The sequence below is a fragment of the Arthrobacter sp. B10-11 genome, from assembly GCF_033142195.1.
GTDB lineage: Bacteria > Actinomycetota > Actinomycetes > Actinomycetales > Micrococcaceae > Arthrobacter > Arthrobacter oryzae_C.
This window is the reverse complement of record NZ_JAWMTH010000006.1, coordinates 1-17,342: the sequence shown is the minus strand read 5'-3', so window position 1 is coordinate 17,342 and position 17,342 is coordinate 1. Positions and strand designations below refer to the sequence as shown.

Sequence of the window (17,342 nt, the reverse complement as noted above, 5' to 3'; positions counted from 1 at the left end):
GATAGCACGGAAGATTCCGTCCGACTAGGGTTGACTTCGAGCCATTAGCAACCCAAGGGACACCAATGCACACTACGCACCGTGAAAAGTCCGAAGCAACCGCCGAAGGAAAGCCCGCCCACGCCGGCCACGCGGCTGCCGCGCTCTACGACTTCATGGTGGTGTCCAACCGGCTGCCGGTTGACCGCTGCTCCCCGGAAGACAGGGGTTGCGAGGACGGCTGGCGCCGGTCGCCGGGCGGCCTCGTTACTGCCCTGGCCCCCATGATGACCAAGACCGACGGCGCGTGGGTGGGCTGGCATGGTGCCCCGGATGAAACCGTCAAGCCCTTCAGCCACGGCGGCATGGACCTTGTCCCGGTGCAGCTAAGCACCGACGACGTCGAGCTCTTCTATGAGGGTTTCTCCAACGCCACACTCTGGCCGCTGTACCACGACGTCATCGCGCCGCCGGAATTCCACCGGACCTGGTGGGATTCCTACCGGAAGGTCAACCGGCGGTTCGCCGACGCCGTCGTGCGTCACGCCGATCACGGAGCCACCGTCTGGGTGCAGGACTACCAGCTGCAGCTGGTTCCCAAAATGCTCCGCGAAGCACGCCCCGACCTCAAAATCGGGTTCTTCAACCACATCCCGTTTCCCCCGCCGGAGATCTTTGCCCAGCTCCCCTGGCGCCGCGCCATCATTGACGGCCTCCTCGGTGCCGACCTGGTCGGTTTCCAGCGGAGCAGCGACGCCGGCAACTTCATGCGTTCCGCCCGGCGTTTCCTGGGTGCCAGCGTCAAGCAGCAGCAGGTCCATGTCAAGGGTCCCGACGGCGAAACCACCCACATTGCCCGGGCGCAGGCGTTCCCGATCTCCATCGACGTCAAACAGATCAGCGAACTGGCCCGCAAGCCCGAGATCATCGAGCGCGCCCGCCAGATCCGCCGGGACCTCGGCAGCCCCAAGACCATCCTCCTCGGCGTGGACCGCCTCGACTACACCAAGGGCATCCGCCACCGGCTGAAGGCCTATGAAGAGCTGCTGGCCGACGGCAAGGTCACGGTGGAGGACGCTGCCCTAATCCAGGTGGCGAGCCCCAGCCGGGAACGGGTGGAACAGTACCGCCTCCTCCGCGAAGAAGTGGAAGGCACCGTGGGCCACATCAACGGCACCTACGACACCATGCAGAACACTGCGGTCCGGTACCTCCACCACAGCTACCCGATCGACGAAATGGTGGCGCTGTACCTTGCCGCCGACGTCATGCTGGTCACGGCACTGCGGGACGGCATGAACCTGGTCGCCAAGGAATACGTGACCGCCCGCACCAACAATGACGGCGCCCTGGTGCTAAGCGAATTCGCCGGCGCCGCGGACCAGCTCAAGCAGGCGCTGCTGATGAATCCGCATGACATCGACGGACTCAAGGACACCATCATGAGGGCCGTCAACATGCAGCCGGCCGAGGCGGCCCGGCGGATGCGGTCAATGCGCAAGCAGATCCTGGACCACGACGTCGACCACTGGTCAGCCGAGTTCCTTGCAGCACTCAAAGAGAAAGTGGTCCGCGATGACACCTGATGCAGCCCCCGGCAAGGCGCCCCTGACGCTTCAGCCCGAACTCCTGGCCGCCCTCAAGACAGTTGCCGCCACCGAGCACCTTCTGGTGGCCATGGATTTCGACGGGACCATCTCCCCCCTCGTTGACCATGCGGCCGATGCCCGCCCGCTCCCCCGTTCCGCTGCCGCCTTCACCGCCCTCGCGGCTCTTCCGCGAACGACGACGGCACTCATCTCGGGCCGGGCCCTGGACAGCCTCCGGGCGGTCGCTTCGCCGCCCCCGGAGACCCTTCTCATCGGCAGCCACGGGGCAGAGGCCTGGCTGGGACCGGGCTCGTCCGAGCTGACGCTCGACCCCGAGCAGCTTGCCCTGCTGGCGGAGGTCCGCCGCATCCTTGAGGAGATCGTGGAGCAGGCGCCTGGCACGCTGCTGGAGGACAAACCTGCCGGGGTGGTGCTCCACACCCGCCTCGCGGCCGACGACGTGGCCGAGGACGCCGTCGCTGCCGCCCGGGCAGCCCTGCAGGGCCGGCGGGACGTATACCTGAAAAACGGCAACCGCGTGCTGGAAACGTCCGTGGTCCACGCGTCCAAAGGCGAGGGCATGGCCTTCCTGCGCCAGGCCACCGACGCCACGGCCGTGGTGTTCGCCGGCGACGACACCACCGATGAGGACGCACTGGGACGCCTGTATCCGGGCGACGTAGGGGTGAAGGTGGGGCTGGACTTCACTCAGGCGCAGTTCCGCGTCGAGGCACCCGTGCATATCGCCGAACTGCTGGAGACCCTGCTCCGGGAACGGACCCGGGCCCTCGCCGAATCCCCGTAAATCCCCGTAAATCCGTGTAATTCCCCGGCCGAGCCCCCGGCACCACACGGCACCTGTTACGAATCTCATATGTGACGCCCGTAACATTTGCACCCAATTGCATAAAATCTGACATACTCTGTTTGTGATGTGGCGCACAGACACCGTGCGGCGTCACGCGATACTCCTCGGCTTCGGCCGGGGAGTACACGGCTGAAAAACCGTGGACAACTGAATAAACATGAACCATTCACAACGGATCGTCCGGCACGTACCTGCCGGTGAAGGGATTGATAACTGTGGCAACAGTTACTTTTGATAACGCAACACGTCTGTACCCGGGCACAGATAAGCCCGCCGTCGATAAGCTCAACATCGACATCGCCGATGGCGAATTCCTGGTCCTCGTCGGACCCTCCGGCTGCGGTAAGTCCACCTCCCTGCGCATGCTTGCAGGTCTTGAGGACGTCAACGCAGGCCGCATCCTCATTGGCGACCGCGACGTCACCGATGTTCCCCCGAAGGACCGCGACATCGCGATGGTCTTCCAGAACTACGCCCTGTACCCGCACATGACCGTTGCGGACAACATGGGCTTCGCGCTGAAGATCGCCGGCGTCAGCAAGGAAGAGCGCGCCGAGCGTGTCCGCGAAGCAGCCAAGCTTCTTGACCTCGAGCCCTACCTGGACCGCAAGCCGAAGGCACTCTCCGGCGGTCAGCGCCAGCGTGTCGCCATGGGCCGCGCCATCGTGCGTAACCCGCAGGTCTTCCTCATGGATGAGCCGCTTTCCAACCTTGACGCCAAGCTCCGCGTCCAGACCCGTACGCAGATCGCGTCCCTGACCCGCCGCCTGGGTGTCACTACCGTCTACGTGACCCACGACCAGGTCGAGGCCATGACCATGGGTGACCGCGTGGCTGTGCTGAAGGACGGCCTGCTGATGCAGGTTGACACCCCGCGCAACCTCTACGACAAGCCCAAGAACGTGTTCGTCGCCGGCTTCATCGGCTCCCCGGCCATGAACCTGCTGGAACTCCCCGTCGTCGACGGCGGCGTCCAGTTCGGCGGAACCGTGTACCCGGTTCCCCGCGACGTCCTCGAAGAAGCACACGGCCAGACCGTCACCGTCGGCTCCCGCCCGGAAGACCTCGAGACCGCACCGCAGGGCGAAGGCCTCCAGGTTGAGGTCGACGTCGTCGAAGAGCTCGGCGCCGACGCCTACGTCTACGGCCACACCACGCTCGACGGCAAGGACCACGACATCGTGGCACGCGTCGACGGCCGCAGGCCCCCGATGAAGGGCGAGTCCATCTGGGTACGTCCCCAGTCCGGCCACGTGCACCTGTTCGACACCAAGACCGGCCTGCGCCTCGGCGACTAGCCTTTAGCACCAACCGACGGCGGCCCCTCCTCACTGGACGGGCCGCCGTCGTGATTTAAGCGCGGTTATCCCCGCTATGTTTAGGCGGGCCGCCCCTACGTACGGAAGAATTGGCACATGACCGAGGAAAGCAACGCCCAATGGCACGACGAACCCACCGACTACGGCCAGATCGGCAAACTGCCTCGGTTTGAAGCGGCCAGCGCCAACGACGATAAGAGTTCCAGCGTCTCCAGCAACCTGAGCATCACCGCCGCCTCGGCTGATCCCGAGCTCCTGGACCTGCCGTGGCACATTGCCTTGGAGGACTGGCCCGCGGAATACCTCGCGGCGCTCCCCCGCGGTATTTCCCGGCACATCGTGCGCTTCGCCCACCTGGGCGGATCCGTGATCGCCATCAAGGAAACGTCCGAACACGTGGCGCGCCACGAGTACCACATGCTCCGCAAGCTGGCCCGCCTGGACGTGCCGTGCGTTGAGCCGGTTGCCGTCATCACGGGCCGCACCACGCCCGACGGCAGGCCCCTGAACCCGGTCCTGGTCACGCGGCACCTGAAGTTCTCCATGCCATACCGGGCGCTTTTCTCCCAGATGCTGCGCAAGGACACGCTCACCCGCCTGATCGACGCCCAGGCGCTGCTGATGGTGCGGCTTCACCTGATCGGGTTCTACTGGGGCGACGTCTCGCTCTCCAACACCCTCTTCCGCCGCGACGCCGGTGCTTTCGCCGCCTATCTGGTGGACGCGGAGACCGGCGAGCTGTATCCGGACCTGTCCACGGGCCAGCGTGAGTACGATCTCGAGATCGCCCGGGTCAACATTGCCGGTGAGCTGATGGACCTGCTGGACGGCGGCCTGATCGAGGAGAAGGTGGACCCGGTAGCCACCAGCGAACTCATCATGGACAGCTACCGGCGGCTCTGGACCGAGCTCACCGAGAAGGAATCCTTCGAGATCGGCGAACGGTGGCGGGTGGCCGCCCGGATCCGGAAGCTCAACGAGCTCGGGTTCGACGTCGAGGAATACGCCATCAAGACCACCCAGAACGGCTCCACCATCCAGCTCCAGCCCAAGGTAGTGGACGCGGGCCACCACCAGCGCCGCCTGTTGCGGCTTACCGGACTGGACGCCCAGGAGAACCAGGCCCGCCGCCTGCTCAACGACATGGACTCGTTCCGCGCCGACAACAACCCGGCGATGGACGAGGAATACAGCGCCCACCTGTGGGTCAGCCAGATCTTCGAGCCCATTGTCCGCTCAATCCCGCGCGACCTTTCCGGCAAGCTCGAACCCGCGGAAGCTGTCCACGAGGTGCTGGAACACCGCTGGTACATGTCCGAGAAGCAGGAACGGCACATTCCACTCGCCGAAGCGGTGCAGTCCTACATCGATTCCATCCTCCGGCACCGCCGCGACGAGGCGGCAATCATGCTCAACCCCGACACGGAGCTGCTCAAGATCCTCGAAGTCGAGACCGAGCAGTCCCGCTACGGCGACGACGACATCGACGAATACCCGGACGCAGACGACTAAGCCGCCGAGCTAAATCGCTTTTCCGGGGTTCAGGATGCCGGCCGGATCGAAGAGATGCTTGATCCGGCGCTGCAGTTCCCGGACGGGTTCGGGCTGTTCCAGGCCCAGCCAGCGCAGTTTGTACTGCCCGATCCCGTGCTCGCCCGTGATAGTGCCGCCCATGGCCAGGGCCACCGTGATTGACCTGTCCATGCAGTCGCCCAGCCGCTGCATGGCGTCGGCATCCACCTCGTTGTCCACGCGGTCCACCCAGAAGGTGGGGTGCAGGTTGCCGTCGCCGGCGTGCGCCACCACTTTGAGCTGCACGCCGTGCTCCGCGGCCATGGCTTCGAGTTCGCCGACGTAATCCACCAGCCGCGAGCGCGGCACGGCAACGTCTTCCCCCACCCGGTATTCGTCGTCCACTTCCACACCGCGGCTGTTGCGCCGGAGTTCCACCAGCCGCTCGGCTTCGGCGCTGGCCTCGGTTGTCACCGTGGCTCCGCCGGCGGCAAGGACCTCGCGGACCACGTCTGCCTCCGCAGCTGCCCCGAAGCCGTCTGTCTGGATCAACAGGAGCGAGGCTCCGCGGGAGCTCAGGTCCGAGCCGTGGATCGCGTCCAGCTGAAGCAGCGAACCGCCGTCGAGCAGCTCCATGATGGCGGGCTGCACCCGCGATTTCCCCACAGCCAGCACGCCCGCCGCAGCGCTGCGGAAGTCCGGGTAGAACGCGGCAATGGTGTGCACTTCGCGGGGCAGGTATTTCAGCCGCACCGTTGCCCCCACCACGATTCCGAGCGTCCCCTCGGAGCCGACGAACAGCCCGGTCAGGTCGTAGCCCGCAACACCCTTGAACGTCTGATGCCCGGTGTGGACGAGGGATCCGTCCGCCAGCACCACGTCGAGGGCCAGCACCGAATCGCGCGTGACGCCGTACTTTGCGCAGCGCAGGCCGCCCGCGTTGGTGGCCACGTTGCCGCCGATGGTGGACGTCCGGAAGCTGGCGGGATCCGGCGCGTACATCAGCCCGTGGGCGGCAGCGGCGTCGTTCAGGGCGGCGTTGATCACGCCGGGTTCGACGACGGCGGTCTCGTCGTCCGCGTTCAGGGCAAGGATTCGGTTCATCCGTTCAAGGCCCAGCACGATGCACCCCGGGCTGGCATGGGCGCCGCCGGAGACACCTGTACCGGCCCCGCGCGTAACGATGGGCACGCCGCGTCTCGCACAGGCGCGGACCACAGCCTGCACGTCCGCGACAGTTTCGGCCCGGACGACGGCCAGCGGCAGCTGGTAGTCCACCACCGGGGCCTGGTCCACGGCGTAGGCCGCCAAGGTCATCTCGTCCACGGCCAGTTTGCCGGGCTCCAGAATGGTTTTGAGCTCGTCAACAATATTGCCCACGCGGCCTCCAGGTCCGTCGAATCCGGCCTCCAGTCTAGACGGCGGGCGCGTCCGTCCCCGGAAGCACCCAGACAGCGGCCGCTGCTTCGCCCGCACGGATGCTGGAGCACCCGTTCCCGGCCGCGGCGCTGACGCTTCCGACGCCGAATGCGGGTTGGCCTGCAAGGGCGGCCAGCTGTGCCTGGGACAGTGAGCCGGCCGCGACGTCGGACCGTGCGGCCGCGCGGGCCACGAACACCAGGACTGCACTTCCCGCACTTTCCCGGATGTAGGCGATCGCATCACCTTCCGCATACAGCCAGCGGATTCCGCCCTCGGTGAGCGCCGGCTGCCCCCGCCGCAGGGCTGCGAGGGCCGCGTAAGCCACACGAAGGTCCTTCTGAACCCGGCGGGAGTCATTCCAGGGCATCGGCGTCCTGGAGTCTTCACCGTTGGAGCCCTTGAGTCCGAATTCATCCCCTGCGAAGACCACCGGGACACCGGGAAGGGTGAACATCATGACGGCCCCGAGCAGCTGCCCGCCGTCGATCATCACTGTGGCCGCCCGTGCCGTGTCGTGGCTGTTCAGGGCGTTCATGTTCTGCAGCCGGAGGTCCCAGCTGAAGCCCGACGCCAGGTCCAGGTGGGTGGCAAGGAAATCCTCTGCGCCCACCCGGTTCGGGCCGGCGAGGGGCGTGCCGAAGAAATTCACGTGCGCGGCGTCCCCACCAAGCCACGACCACAGCGGCCGGGTGAAGTTCGCATAGGTCATGGCCCCGTGCCAGTGTTCGCCGGTGAAGTCCGGCGCGGCGTCGTTCGTGGCTTCGGCCAGCAACGCGGCGTCGGGGTTGATCGCCCGCACCCGCTCCGCGATCAGCCGGGCCACGTCGCGGTTGAGGTCCGTGGCACCCAGCCGCCCGGTCATATTGCCGACGTCGATCCGCCAGCCGTCCAGGCTGAACGGCGGCCTGAGCCACCGCGCCACCGCTGAATCGTCGTCCAGCACGAACCTGCGCTTCAACCCTGCGGAGGACCAGTTGAGCTTGGGCAGCGAGGACACGCCGTACCAGGATTCGTAGGTCCGGTGGTCCGCGCTGAAATAGTAGTAGCCGGCATCCTCTGATTCCGGATCCGCCAGCGCCTGCCGGAACCACTCGTGGGCGTCGCCGGAATGGTTCGCCGTGAGGTCGCCCAGCACTTTGATCCCGCGGGCATGGGCCGCTTCCACGAGCGCCACGAGCGCACCGTCCCCGCCGAGCAGCGGATCCACCGTAGTGAAGGTTGAGGCGTCGTAGCGGTGGTTGGAGCGTGCCGGGAAGAAGGGCGTCAGGTAGATGACGTCGGCGCCGAGTTCCTGGATGTGGTCCAGCCTTTCCGCCACCCCGGCAAGGTCTCCGCCGTAGAACTGGAGCGGTGTTGCCGGTCCGGCTCCCTCCACCGGGGTGTGGTCCCAGTCGGACGGGACGGCCCAGTCGGGCGCCGGATGCGAGCCGGCCCCTGCCGAGCGCGCGAACCGGTCCGGAAACACCTGGTAGATCGTTCCCCGCCGCAGCCACTGCGGCGCAGGCTGGAACGAGGTCAGGCGGAAATCCGCGTAGTCGGAGACGTCGCGGCGGAACAGCCCCTGCGCGTTGAGGCTCCAGTACCCGCCGTCGGCCTCCATCAGGAAGCGGTACCGGGCCACCGGGTTGGTGACGGTCATTTCCGCTTCCCACCATGTCCAGCCGTCGCACTCCCCCACGATGCGCGCGGCGTCGTATCTCGGTTCACCGTCATGAACGGACCGGAGCCAGATCCTGGCGGCACGTCCCCACGCTCCGGGGACCCTTACCCGGAGCCGGGCAGTATCGCCAAGTTCAGTGCGCCGGGGTGCGTGCAGGGGCGAACCGTCGTGGTGCGGGAGGGGGTGGCGCTGGACTGGCGGGATCACGGTCAGCCCTTGACCGAGCCCTGGGTCAGCCCGCTGACAATGTAGCGCTGGAGGAACAGGAACAGTGCCATCACGGGGACGGCTGCGAGTACGGCGCCGGCGGCAAAGACGCCCCAGTTTTCCGAGCGCTGCTGCGCGACAAACGAGTAGAGTCCGACGGCGAGCGTCTGGCTGTCCGGGTCTGTCAGCACCACGCTGGCGATCACGAATTCGCTGGAGATGCCGATGAAGGCAAGGAGGCCCACCACGGCGAGGATCGGTGTGACGAGGCGCAGAATGATGCCGAAGAAGATCTGCACGTGGCTGGCGCCGTCGATCTTTGCCGCCTCATCCAGGGACTGCGGAACGGTGTTGAAGAAGCCGTACATAAGGTAGGTGTTCACGCCCAGGGCACCGCCGAGGTACACCATGATCAGGCCTAGCTGGCTGCCCAGGCCCAGGGCAGGGATGACCTCCGAGATTCCGCTGAGCAGCAGGAAGATAGCCACCACGGCCAGCAGCTGCGGGAACATCTGGAGCAGGAGCAGGCTCAGCAGTCCTATCCGGCGTCCCTTGAAGCGCATGCGGGAGAATGCGTACGCGGCCATGGCACCCAGGAAGACCGTCGCGGCCGAGGTCACGACACCCACCACCATTGTGTTCACGAACCAGCGTCCGAAGGGCCGGGACGGGTCGTTAAACAGGGCGGTGAAGTTGCCGAAGTCCAGCTTGCTGAAGAGTGCGTTCGAGCCCACCAGTGTGCCGGTGGAGTTGAACGCGGCGGACAGCACGTAGAGCAGCGGGAAGATCGCGAAAATGGTCACCACGATTCCCACGAGGTGCCGCCAGCCCTTGTCCTTGAACCAGGCACCGAAGGTGCGCCGCCGCTGCAGCTGCTTCAGCTTTTCGACGTCGGTGGTGCCGGAAGCGGTGACAACGGAGCCTGCGGCGGATGCCGCCGTCGTGCCCGTGCGTGCCGTTGACCCGTTCATGAGTTCACGTCCTCGAGTGCCTTGGTCTGCTTGAAGCTGATGGCCGAAACGGTGGCCACGATGATGAAGATGATGATGGCCAGCGCGCTGGCGAGGCCGTAGTCGCGCCCTGTGCCCTGCCCGAACGCCACCTTGTAGACGAGCGTGATCAGGATGTCCGTGGCCCCGATGTCGCGGTCTGTATCCGCGAAGCGCGGTCCGCCGCCGGTAAGCATGTAGATCACGTTGAAGTTGTTGAAGTTGAAGGCGAAGGACGAAATCAGGAGGGGTGCGATGGAGACCAGCAGCAGGGGCAGCTTGATGGACCGGAACACCCGCCACGGTCCGGCACCGTCCATGCGTGCAGCCTCATCGAGTTCCGTGGGCAGCGACTGGAGGGCGCCGGTGCACACCAGGAACATGTAGGGGAACCCAAGCCACAGGTTGACCACCAGGACGCTGATCTTGGCCAGGAACGGGTCCGTCAGCCAGCCGATCGTGGCACCGCCCAGCAGCGTCTGGTTGAGCCAGCCGAACTGCGGGTTGAGGATGCCGGACCAGACAAGGCCGGAGAGGAACGCGGGGAACGCGTACGGCAGGATCATCAGGATCCGGTACACCTTCTTGCCGCGCAGGTCTTCGCGGTTGAATGTGACGGCCAGGAAGAGTCCCAGCGCAAAGGTCAGGCCCACGGAGGTGACGGCGAAGGTGAAGGTCCACAGGATGACGCCCAGCAGCGGCCCGCGGAGGCTCGGATCGGTGAAGGCACGTGCGAAGTTCTCCATGCCGACGTCGATCTTCCAGCCGGTGGTGAGGGTTTCACCGTTGCTGTCCGCGAAGGCGCCCTTGCCGTTGTCGCGATAAACGGTGCCGGTGTCCGTGTCGGTGAACGTGTCGGCTGCCGCGTCATACGTCAGCGCCGGCTTGAACTCGTAGGCGTTGCTGCCGTCAGCCGTGCGCAGCGTGCCGTCAGCCGGGTCGTCGGAGACGGGTACGGTGAGGGCCAGGATTTCCTGCTGGTTGGCGACGATTTCCTGGAAATTGAGTGTCCGGTACCCGTCAACAGAGTTGGCCTTGCCGGTGGAGTCGGTGCCGGCGTCGGGGACTTCCTGCAGGGGCGTGCCGGTGCGGCCGATCGAGGCCTTGCCGTCCGGGTCGGTGAACAGCAGGTAGAAGTCGCTGCCCTTGGTCAGCACCGCTGCCTTGTAGGCGGGCGAGTCCGGGACGCGTTTCTGGGCGGTGAGCTGGATGGCCGCAATGGCGTCGTCCTTGGTGCTGTTGTGCCCGTCGCCGTAATTGGTGAAGGCAATGTAGCCGCTGAACAGCACCACGAAGACCTGGAACACCAGCAGGAACAGCACGCCCGGTGCCAGGTATTTGGCGGGCAGTCCCCCCTTGCGGAGGTAAATCCAGTTAATGGCCAGTACGACGGCGGACGAGACCGCCAGGGCACCCCAGGACTGGCTCAGGAAAAGCATCATCAGGACATAGACAGCCAGGGCGTCGACCAGGCCCAGGAGCACTATCTTGGCGACGGTCCCCCTGGTGGAGTCATGGCGGGAGCGGCGGTTCGGCAGTCCCGGATGCCGGCCCTGGGGGCGGCCGCCCGGTGTTGTTGCGGCTCCGGACGTTGGTTCGGCTCCCGACGTTGGTTCGGCTCCCGACGACGGGGGCGGCGGGGAATCCTGGAAAAGGTCTGTTTTGGGCATGGCTGTCTGTGGTCCTTGGGAGAAGCGGGGCCGTGAAGAATTCGGGGCGCTGCCGGGGCGGGCGACGGCGGGGCCGCAGCGGGGCCGTTGCGGGGCTGCAGCGGGCAGGCCGGGCGGCGAGGTAGCCGCCCGGCCTGTCACTGGCAGGAGCGAGCCTGATGGACGGCGTCAGCCGGCGATTTTTGCCTTGATGCTGGCAGCCATCTTGGCCCAGTCGGCAGCGGGGTCGCCCTGGCCCTTGATCAGGGCAAGTTCCGTGGCTCCCCAGTCGGCCCAGACGGCACTCATTTCCGGGATGGCCGGCATGGGAACACCGGTGGCACCGATTTTGCCGAATGCTTCAACGACGGGGTCGCTGGCGGCCTTCTCGAAGGAGGACTTCAGCGCCGGCGGGCGGCCGCCGGCCTTGTACATGGAATCCTGTGCGTCCTCGGAGGTGAGGTAGTTGGTCACGAACTCGTTGGTGGCCAGCGCATTGGCGCTCTTGGCGCTGATGAAGAAGCCGTTGACGCCGATGAATGGCTGGGCGGGCTTGTCGCCGGCGGTGGGCAGTGCGTCAACCGCAAACTTGATGCCCTTCTTCTGGACGTCCGGAACATTCCACGGGCCTGTCAGGAAGTACGGGGATTCGCCGGCCAGGAACTTCTCCTTGGCAATGTCTCCGGTGATGTTGGAGTTGATGATCTTTTCACCGCTGTCACCCCAGGCCACCAGCTTCTTGGCGAACTCGACGCCCGCGGCGTCGCCGATGAGGAGCTGCTTGGGGTCGTAGCCGCCGTCGGCCGCCTGGCCGAAGACCTGGGAACCCATGGACGCCTGCAGCGGGTAGAGGTGGTACGGGTCGCCCTGCTTGGGGTCCATGCCGACGAGGAACGGGAACGTGGCCTTGCCGTCAGCAACAGCCTTCTTGCCGTTGGCCACTACCTCATCCATCGTCGCCGCACTCTCGGCCACCAGGTCGGTGTTGCGCAGCAGCGCAATGTTCTCGATGGCGTAGGGGACGCCATAGACGGAACCGTTGAAGGTCATGGCCTTGATGGAGGAATCCTGGAAGGACGACGACTTGTCTCCGAGTTCGATCGGAGCGATCACACCGTTCTGGACGAACTTGCCTACCCAGTCGTGGGGTCCGACGATCAGGTCCGGCCCTTTGCCCGTGGGGACCTGGGTGATGAAGTCATCGCGGACAGCGGCGAAGTCCTTGACGACCAGCTTCACCTCAATGCCGGTATCGGCCTGAAACTTAGCGGTGATGTCCTTCAGCGCAGGTGACCGTTCGGCGTCGACCCACATGGTGATCGTGCCGGCACCGGCGGATTTCAGGTCCGGCTTGGCGGTGGCGGTTGCCGGTGCGGTCGCTGACGCGCCGCCGCAGGCGCTGAGCGCCAGGGCCGCCACTACGGAGAGCGCGCCCGCGGTAAAGACGCGGCGGCTGGTCCCGCTCGTGAGGGTGTTCTGCACCTTCATTGGTGTCCCTTTCATAAAAAATACTGCATCCACGCGTTGGCCCTCGGGCCCTGTGGCATCGTCGGTGATGTGGCTCACAGCTGCAAGCGCTTCCAAAGTACACGGAATGCTCCATGTTGGAAAGTCACCCTACTCGGCAGTAGCTAGCTGCACCAAACCGGCGGAGAGTGGGCTTGGGGCGGCTGGGGCGCCATCGCGCGGCAGTTGACCCCGCGAGTGGATCTCGAGCGAAACCCGATGAGGCGCACGTCACAATTGGAAGCGTTTTCAATTTCGTGCGGTTCCGTCTTACGATTACCGGCATGTCCGTTGACTCAATGCTCCAGGCCCCCGCCGCCGCGGCCGGCCCGCTGACCCTGGTCCACCACGCCGATGAAGCCTCGGGGTGGTGGCGGTCGGCTGTCATCTATCAGGTCTATCCGAGGTCTTTCCGGGACATGAACGGGGACGGCATTGGAGATCTCGCCGGCATCACAGCAGAGCTGCCGCAGCTGGCCCGGCTCGACGTGGATGCCATCTGGCTCTCGCCGTTCTACCGCTCCCCGCAGAAGGATGCCGGCTACGACGTCAGCGATTACTGCGACGTGGACCCGCTCTTCGGCACTCTGGCCGACTTTGACGCCATGACGGCGGAAGCAACCCGGCTGAACCTGCGCGTGATCGTGGACCTCGTTCCCAACCACTGCTCGGACCAGCACGCCGCTTTCCAGGCCGCCCTCGCCTCCCCTGCCGGCAGCCCCGAGCGTGACATGTTCATCTTCCGGGACGGCACCGGCCCCTTTGGTGCGGAGCCGCCCAACAACTGGCAGTCCCACTTCGGCGGGCCTGCCTGGACCCGCGTCACGGAGCCGGACGGCCTTCCCGGGCAGTGGTACCTCCACCTCTTCGACACGTCCCAGCCCGACTTCAACTGGGACAACCAGGCCGTCCACGAAGAATTCGAGCGGGTGCTGCGCTTCTGGCTGGACCGTGGTGTCTCCGGATTCCGCGTGGACGTTGCCCACGCGCTGGTGAAGGCTCCCGGACTGCCGGAGTGGGGCGGCAGGGCAGACGGCAACAGCTGTGACGGCTACCCGGGCCACGATGCGCCGATGTTCGGCCAGCCGGCCCTGCACGACATTTACCGGGCCTGGCGCCGCATCCTGGCAGAGTACGGTCCGGACCGCATCCTGTGCGCCGAAGCAAACGTGGATCCACTCCCCCGGCTGGCCGACTGGGTCCGCCCGGACGAAATGCACCAGGCATTCAATTTCCCGTACCTCCACGCGGGCCTTGACGTGCACCGGCTCCGTGGCGTCATCACCGACTCGCTGGTTGCCCTTGACGCCGTCGGTGCGCCCAGCACCTGGGTGCTGTCCAATCACGACGTCGTCCGCCACGCCACCCGCTTCGGTTACGACGGCCCCGCACCGCGGGACGGCGACGGGATTGGACCCTTCGACCAGCAGCCCGACATTGCCAGGGGCAGGTCGCGCGCAGCGGCAGCCTCCATGTTCATGCTGGGACTGCCCGGCGGCGCGTACCTCTATCAGGGCGAGGAGTTGGGCCTTCCCGACGGCATCGACATACCGGACAGCCAGCGCCAGGACCCCACCTTTGCACGGACCGGCGGAGAACGGCTGGGCCGCGACGGCTGCCGGGTGCCCCTGCCGTGGCGCGCCGCCGAACTCCACGCCGGTTTCGGGTCGGGACAGGCTCCCTGGCTGCCCCAGCCGGAGAGCTTCACCGAACTGGCGCGGGATGCGCAGGCGGAACAGCCGACGTCGCATTTGAATCTCTATCGCCGGATGCTGGCGATGCGCAGGAAGCTGGACCTGGGCCGGGGTTCGCTGGCCTGGCTGGAAAGCTGGTGCAGCGAGACGTGCCTCGCCTACGTCAACGGCACCACCGTGGTGGTGATGAACGTGGGCCGGGATCCGCTGGACCTCCCGGCGGGCCGCGTGCTGCTGCGTAGCTCACCGGCGGCATCCGAGCACCTCCCGGCCTCACCGGGAACGCACGACGGCGGTCATCAGCTAGGCTCAGGTGAGACGGCCTGGCTGAGCCTTCCGGCCGGGTGACGCCGCTGTCGTTGAATCCGCAGTTGAGAACATGGAGAACTGAATATGCCCGGCATCAAGGACGTAGCTGAGCGCGCGGGCCTTTCCATCGCCACTGTTTCACGGGCGCTGAGCGGCAAAGGCAATGTGTCCGCCCGCAGCCGCGAACGTGCGCAGGCTGCCGCGGCGGAGCTCGGTTTCGTGCTGTCGTATCACGCCTCCAGCCTGGCTTCCGGCCGAAACCACAACGTGGGGGTGGTGGTCCCTTCCGTGCACCGCTGGTTTTTCTCGTCGGTGGTGGAAGGGGTCTCGGCAACGTTGCTCGACGCCGGCTACGACCTGACCCTGTACAACGTCAGCGAAGGACCCGACCGGCGGCACAGTGTCCTGAACGACTTTCTGCTGCGGAAACGCGTGGATGCGGTCATCGCCGTGTCACTCGAACTCAGTGAAGCCGAGATACGACAGCTTCTGGCCATCCACCGTCCTATCGTGGGAATTGGCGGCCCTTTGCCGGGCGCCTCGACCATCAGGATCAATGACTCCGGCATCGCCGAGGCAGCAACCAACCACCTCATACGGCTGGGCCACTCCCGCATCGCCCATATGACCGGTGATGCCTCGTACCAGCAGGATTTCCGGTTGCCGGGTACGCGTCAGGGCGGGTTTGAAAAGGCCATGGCGGTTGCCGGTCTGCAGGTCCGCCCGGAGTGGCAGGTCACAGCCGATTTCACCATCCAGGGTGCCTACTCGAGTGCCAGGCAGCTCCTCGGCGGTAGTTCCGAACGTCCCACCGCTGTGTTCGCTGCCTCGGATGAGATGGCCATCGGAACCATCCTCGCGGCCCGCGATTTCGGCCTGCACATCCCCCGGGACCTGTCCGTCATCGGCATCGACGGCCACGAGCTTGGTGAAGTGTTCGGCCTGACCACGATTGACCAGGACGCCCGCGGCCAGGGGGCCCTGGCGGTCCGGCTCCTGCTCGCAGGCCTTGAAGACGCAGCCGACGGCGGTGCAACCGATACGGAGTACCCCACCACGTTCGTGGTGCGGTCCAGTACGGCCGTGCCGCCGGTCGAGACGGCTCCGGGCCGCTAGCTGCTCCCGGCTGCTAGGCGGCTCCCGAGTGCTGGACAGTCCCCGACTGTTGGACGGCCGGGACGGCCAGCGACAGCGGCCGTTCCATGATGATTTCCTTCTTGCTCGTATCGAGCGGGTAGGCCACCCGGAGGCCGGTGTCACGGAAGCCGTGGCGTGTGTAGAAGGCAAGAGCCCTCGCATTGTCCTGGTGGACGCCCAGCTGCAAGATGCCGGCCCCCAGGTCGCCTGCTGCGGCGTCCATGGCCCCCGTCAGCAATCCGTCCGCAAGGCCGCTACCCCGATAAGGTGCGGCCACATAGACGCTGATGAGCATGGCCTGAAGCGGCCGGTTGGCTTCCTGGAGGTGTTTCACCACCACGCGCATCAGGCCGCAGCAAATGTTGGCCGCCGACCCGTCTTCAGCCACGAAAGTGATGCTCCCGGGGCCGGTCATCGCAGCGGCGCGGCTCCGCCACTGCCCCTCAGTCTGTGCCAAGGCCGAAGCCAGCGACTCCACATAGGCCGTAGGGGTGTCCGCGAGCATCTCAAGCCTCACGGCGCGCAGAAGTTCCCATTCCCCTTCGGTCAGGCGCCGCACCCTAGCCAACGCGGCCGCCCATGAACCGGACGAAACGGGCCAGAACCACGGGCCATCCGGCGTCGTATTGCTCCCGGGCGAGGGCAGGGTCCTCGGCGCCCTCCCACCCGTCGTGCACAACCCGGACTTCGGTTCCGCCCTCAACAGCGCGGAAAGCGACGCGAACCTCCGTGGACCACAACGCCGTAGTCCCGGGATGCCAGCTGGCGTGGAATGACAACGGTGGCTGCCAGTCGTCTATGGTCCCCCAGACCGCAGTTCGGCCATCGTCGGCGGTTTCCAGGACCAGGTTCTCTTCGAACTCAACGTACGAGCCGGCACCGAACACGCCCTGCTCCCCGAGTGGCCACCAGAGGTGGGTGTGTTCGGTGAACCCGATGAATGCCTTGGAGACTGCACCGGGCACCACCACGGTGTGCACCACGGCGTCCAGGTCATCCACGGGTTCGGACGCCCCGTCGGCAGGGGACGCGTGGCTGAAAAGGTTGTCCATGGTCAACAACTTTACCCGGCGGCAAGAACTCCCCGGCTTCCGCTCTCCCCCCTGCGACGCTCTCGCAGTTCCTGCCGGGTTTCGCCGGCACGCTCTCTCAGTTCCTGGGGGTTCCCCCGGCACGCTCTCTCACTTGCTGCCGGGTATCCCCGGCACGCTCTCTCAGTTCCTGCCGGGTATCCCCGGACGTTCTCTCAGTTCCTGCCGGTGTTCGACGGCGGGCGGGCCGGTCGGGGTGTGCCGCGTCCTGGCCCGGGTTCGGGGGTTTGGTTGGGTGGTTAAAGCGGGAGAGCCTCCAAACGGGTGTTTGGAGGCTCTCGACCTAATGGTTGTCCGGCGGTGACCTACTCTCCCACACCCTCCCGGGTGCAGTACCATCGGCGCTGTGGGTCTTAGCTTCCGGGTTCGGAATGGGACCGGGCGTTTCCCCCACGCTATGACCGCCGTAAC

At 66.1% G+C, this 17,342-nt stretch carries 13 protein-coding genes and 1 rRNA gene; 6 read left to right on the top strand and 8 right to left on the bottom strand.

The window, feature by feature from the left end:
- The first annotated feature begins 65 nt into the window (after positions 1–65).
- The 4 genes from RW112_RS17400 to RW112_RS17385 all read left to right on the top strand — a co-directional run bounded on the left by RW112_RS17400 (position 66) and on the right by RW112_RS17385 (position 5,267).
- Positions 66–1,565: a trehalose-6-phosphate synthase gene (locus RW112_RS17400; RefSeq protein WP_317782966.1), complete on the top strand. Its 1,500-nt coding sequence runs from the start codon at positions 66–68 to the stop codon at positions 1,563–1,565.
- On the top strand, positions 1,555–2,373 hold the full coding sequence (gene otsB, locus RW112_RS17395; RefSeq protein WP_317782965.1) for a trehalose-phosphatase: 819 nt from the start codon (positions 1,555–1,557) through the stop codon (positions 2,371–2,373). The genes RW112_RS17400 and otsB overlap by 11 nt, the downstream gene beginning before the upstream one ends.
- 278 nt (positions 2,374–2,651) lie before the next feature.
- On the top strand, positions 2,652–3,734 hold the full coding sequence (locus RW112_RS17390) for a sn-glycerol-3-phosphate ABC transporter ATP-binding protein UgpC (protein ID WP_309980441.1): 1,083 nt from the start codon (positions 2,652–2,654) through the stop codon (positions 3,732–3,734).
- Between the two features lie 117 nt (positions 3,735–3,851).
- Positions 3,852–5,267, top strand: coding sequence for a DUF4032 domain-containing protein (locus tag RW112_RS17385; protein WP_317782964.1), 1,416 nt, complete (start codon positions 3,852–3,854; stop codon positions 5,265–5,267).
- A gap of 9 nt (positions 5,268–5,276) precedes the next feature.
- Here RW112_RS17385 and RW112_RS17380 read toward each other — a convergent pair whose 3' ends face one another.
- From RW112_RS17380 to RW112_RS17360, 5 genes are all read right to left on the bottom strand, one after another.
- Entirely contained in the window at positions 5,277–6,647 is a 1,371-nt protein-coding gene (locus RW112_RS17380) for an FAD-binding oxidoreductase (protein WP_317782963.1), read from the bottom strand.
- 34 nt (positions 6,648–6,681) lie between these two features.
- Positions 6,682–8,556, bottom strand: coding sequence for a glycoside hydrolase family 13 protein (locus tag RW112_RS17375; protein ID WP_317782962.1), 1,875 nt, complete (start codon positions 8,554–8,556; stop codon positions 6,682–6,684).
- Positions 8,557–8,558: 2 nt separating this feature from the next.
- On the bottom strand, positions 8,559–9,527 hold the full coding sequence (locus RW112_RS17370) for a sugar ABC transporter permease (protein ID WP_317782961.1): 969 nt from the start codon (positions 9,525–9,527) through the stop codon (positions 8,559–8,561).
- Positions 9,524–11,215 carry an ABC transporter permease subunit gene (locus RW112_RS17365; RefSeq protein ID WP_317782960.1) on the bottom strand — a complete coding sequence of 564 codons (1,692 nt, stop codon included), beginning with the start codon at positions 11,213–11,215 and terminating at the stop codon, positions 9,524–9,526. The genes RW112_RS17370 and RW112_RS17365 overlap by 4 nt, the downstream gene beginning before the upstream one ends.
- Before the next feature lie 168 nt (positions 11,216–11,383).
- Positions 11,384–12,682, bottom strand: a complete 1,299-nt coding sequence (locus RW112_RS17360; protein WP_317782959.1) for a maltose ABC transporter substrate-binding protein — start codon at positions 12,680–12,682, stop codon at positions 11,384–11,386.
- Between the two features lie 302 nt (positions 12,683–12,984).
- On the opposite strand from RW112_RS17360, the gene RW112_RS17355 reads away from it, so the two are divergent.
- Both RW112_RS17355 and RW112_RS17350 read left to right on the top strand, forming a co-directional pair.
- Positions 12,985–14,742: a glycoside hydrolase family 13 protein gene (locus RW112_RS17355; RefSeq protein ID WP_317782958.1), complete on the top strand. Its 1,758-nt coding sequence runs from the start codon at positions 12,985–12,987 to the stop codon at positions 14,740–14,742.
- 45 nt (positions 14,743–14,787) lie between these two features.
- Positions 14,788–15,819: a LacI family DNA-binding transcriptional regulator gene (locus tag RW112_RS17350; RefSeq protein ID WP_317782957.1), complete on the top strand. Its 1,032-nt coding sequence runs from the start codon at positions 14,788–14,790 to the stop codon at positions 15,817–15,819.
- Positions 15,820–15,832: 13 nt separating this feature from the next.
- Here RW112_RS17350 and RW112_RS17345 read toward each other — a convergent pair whose 3' ends face one another.
- The 3 genes from RW112_RS17345 to rrf form a co-directional block, all read right to left on the bottom strand.
- Complete coding sequence (locus RW112_RS17345) at positions 15,833–16,357, bottom strand: N-acetyltransferase (protein WP_317782956.1); 525 nt, start codon at positions 16,355–16,357, stop codon at positions 15,833–15,835.
- A 43-nt stretch (positions 16,358–16,400) separates the two neighbouring features.
- A complete protein-coding gene (locus tag RW112_RS17340) occupies positions 16,401–16,892 on the bottom strand; it encodes an SRPBCC domain-containing protein (protein ID WP_317782955.1) in 492 nt (163 codons plus the stop codon).
- 331 nt (positions 16,893–17,223) lie between these two features.
- A 5S ribosomal RNA gene (gene rrf / locus RW112_RS17335) occupies positions 17,224–17,340 on the bottom strand.
- Between the last annotated feature and the right edge of the window lie 2 nt (positions 17,341–17,342).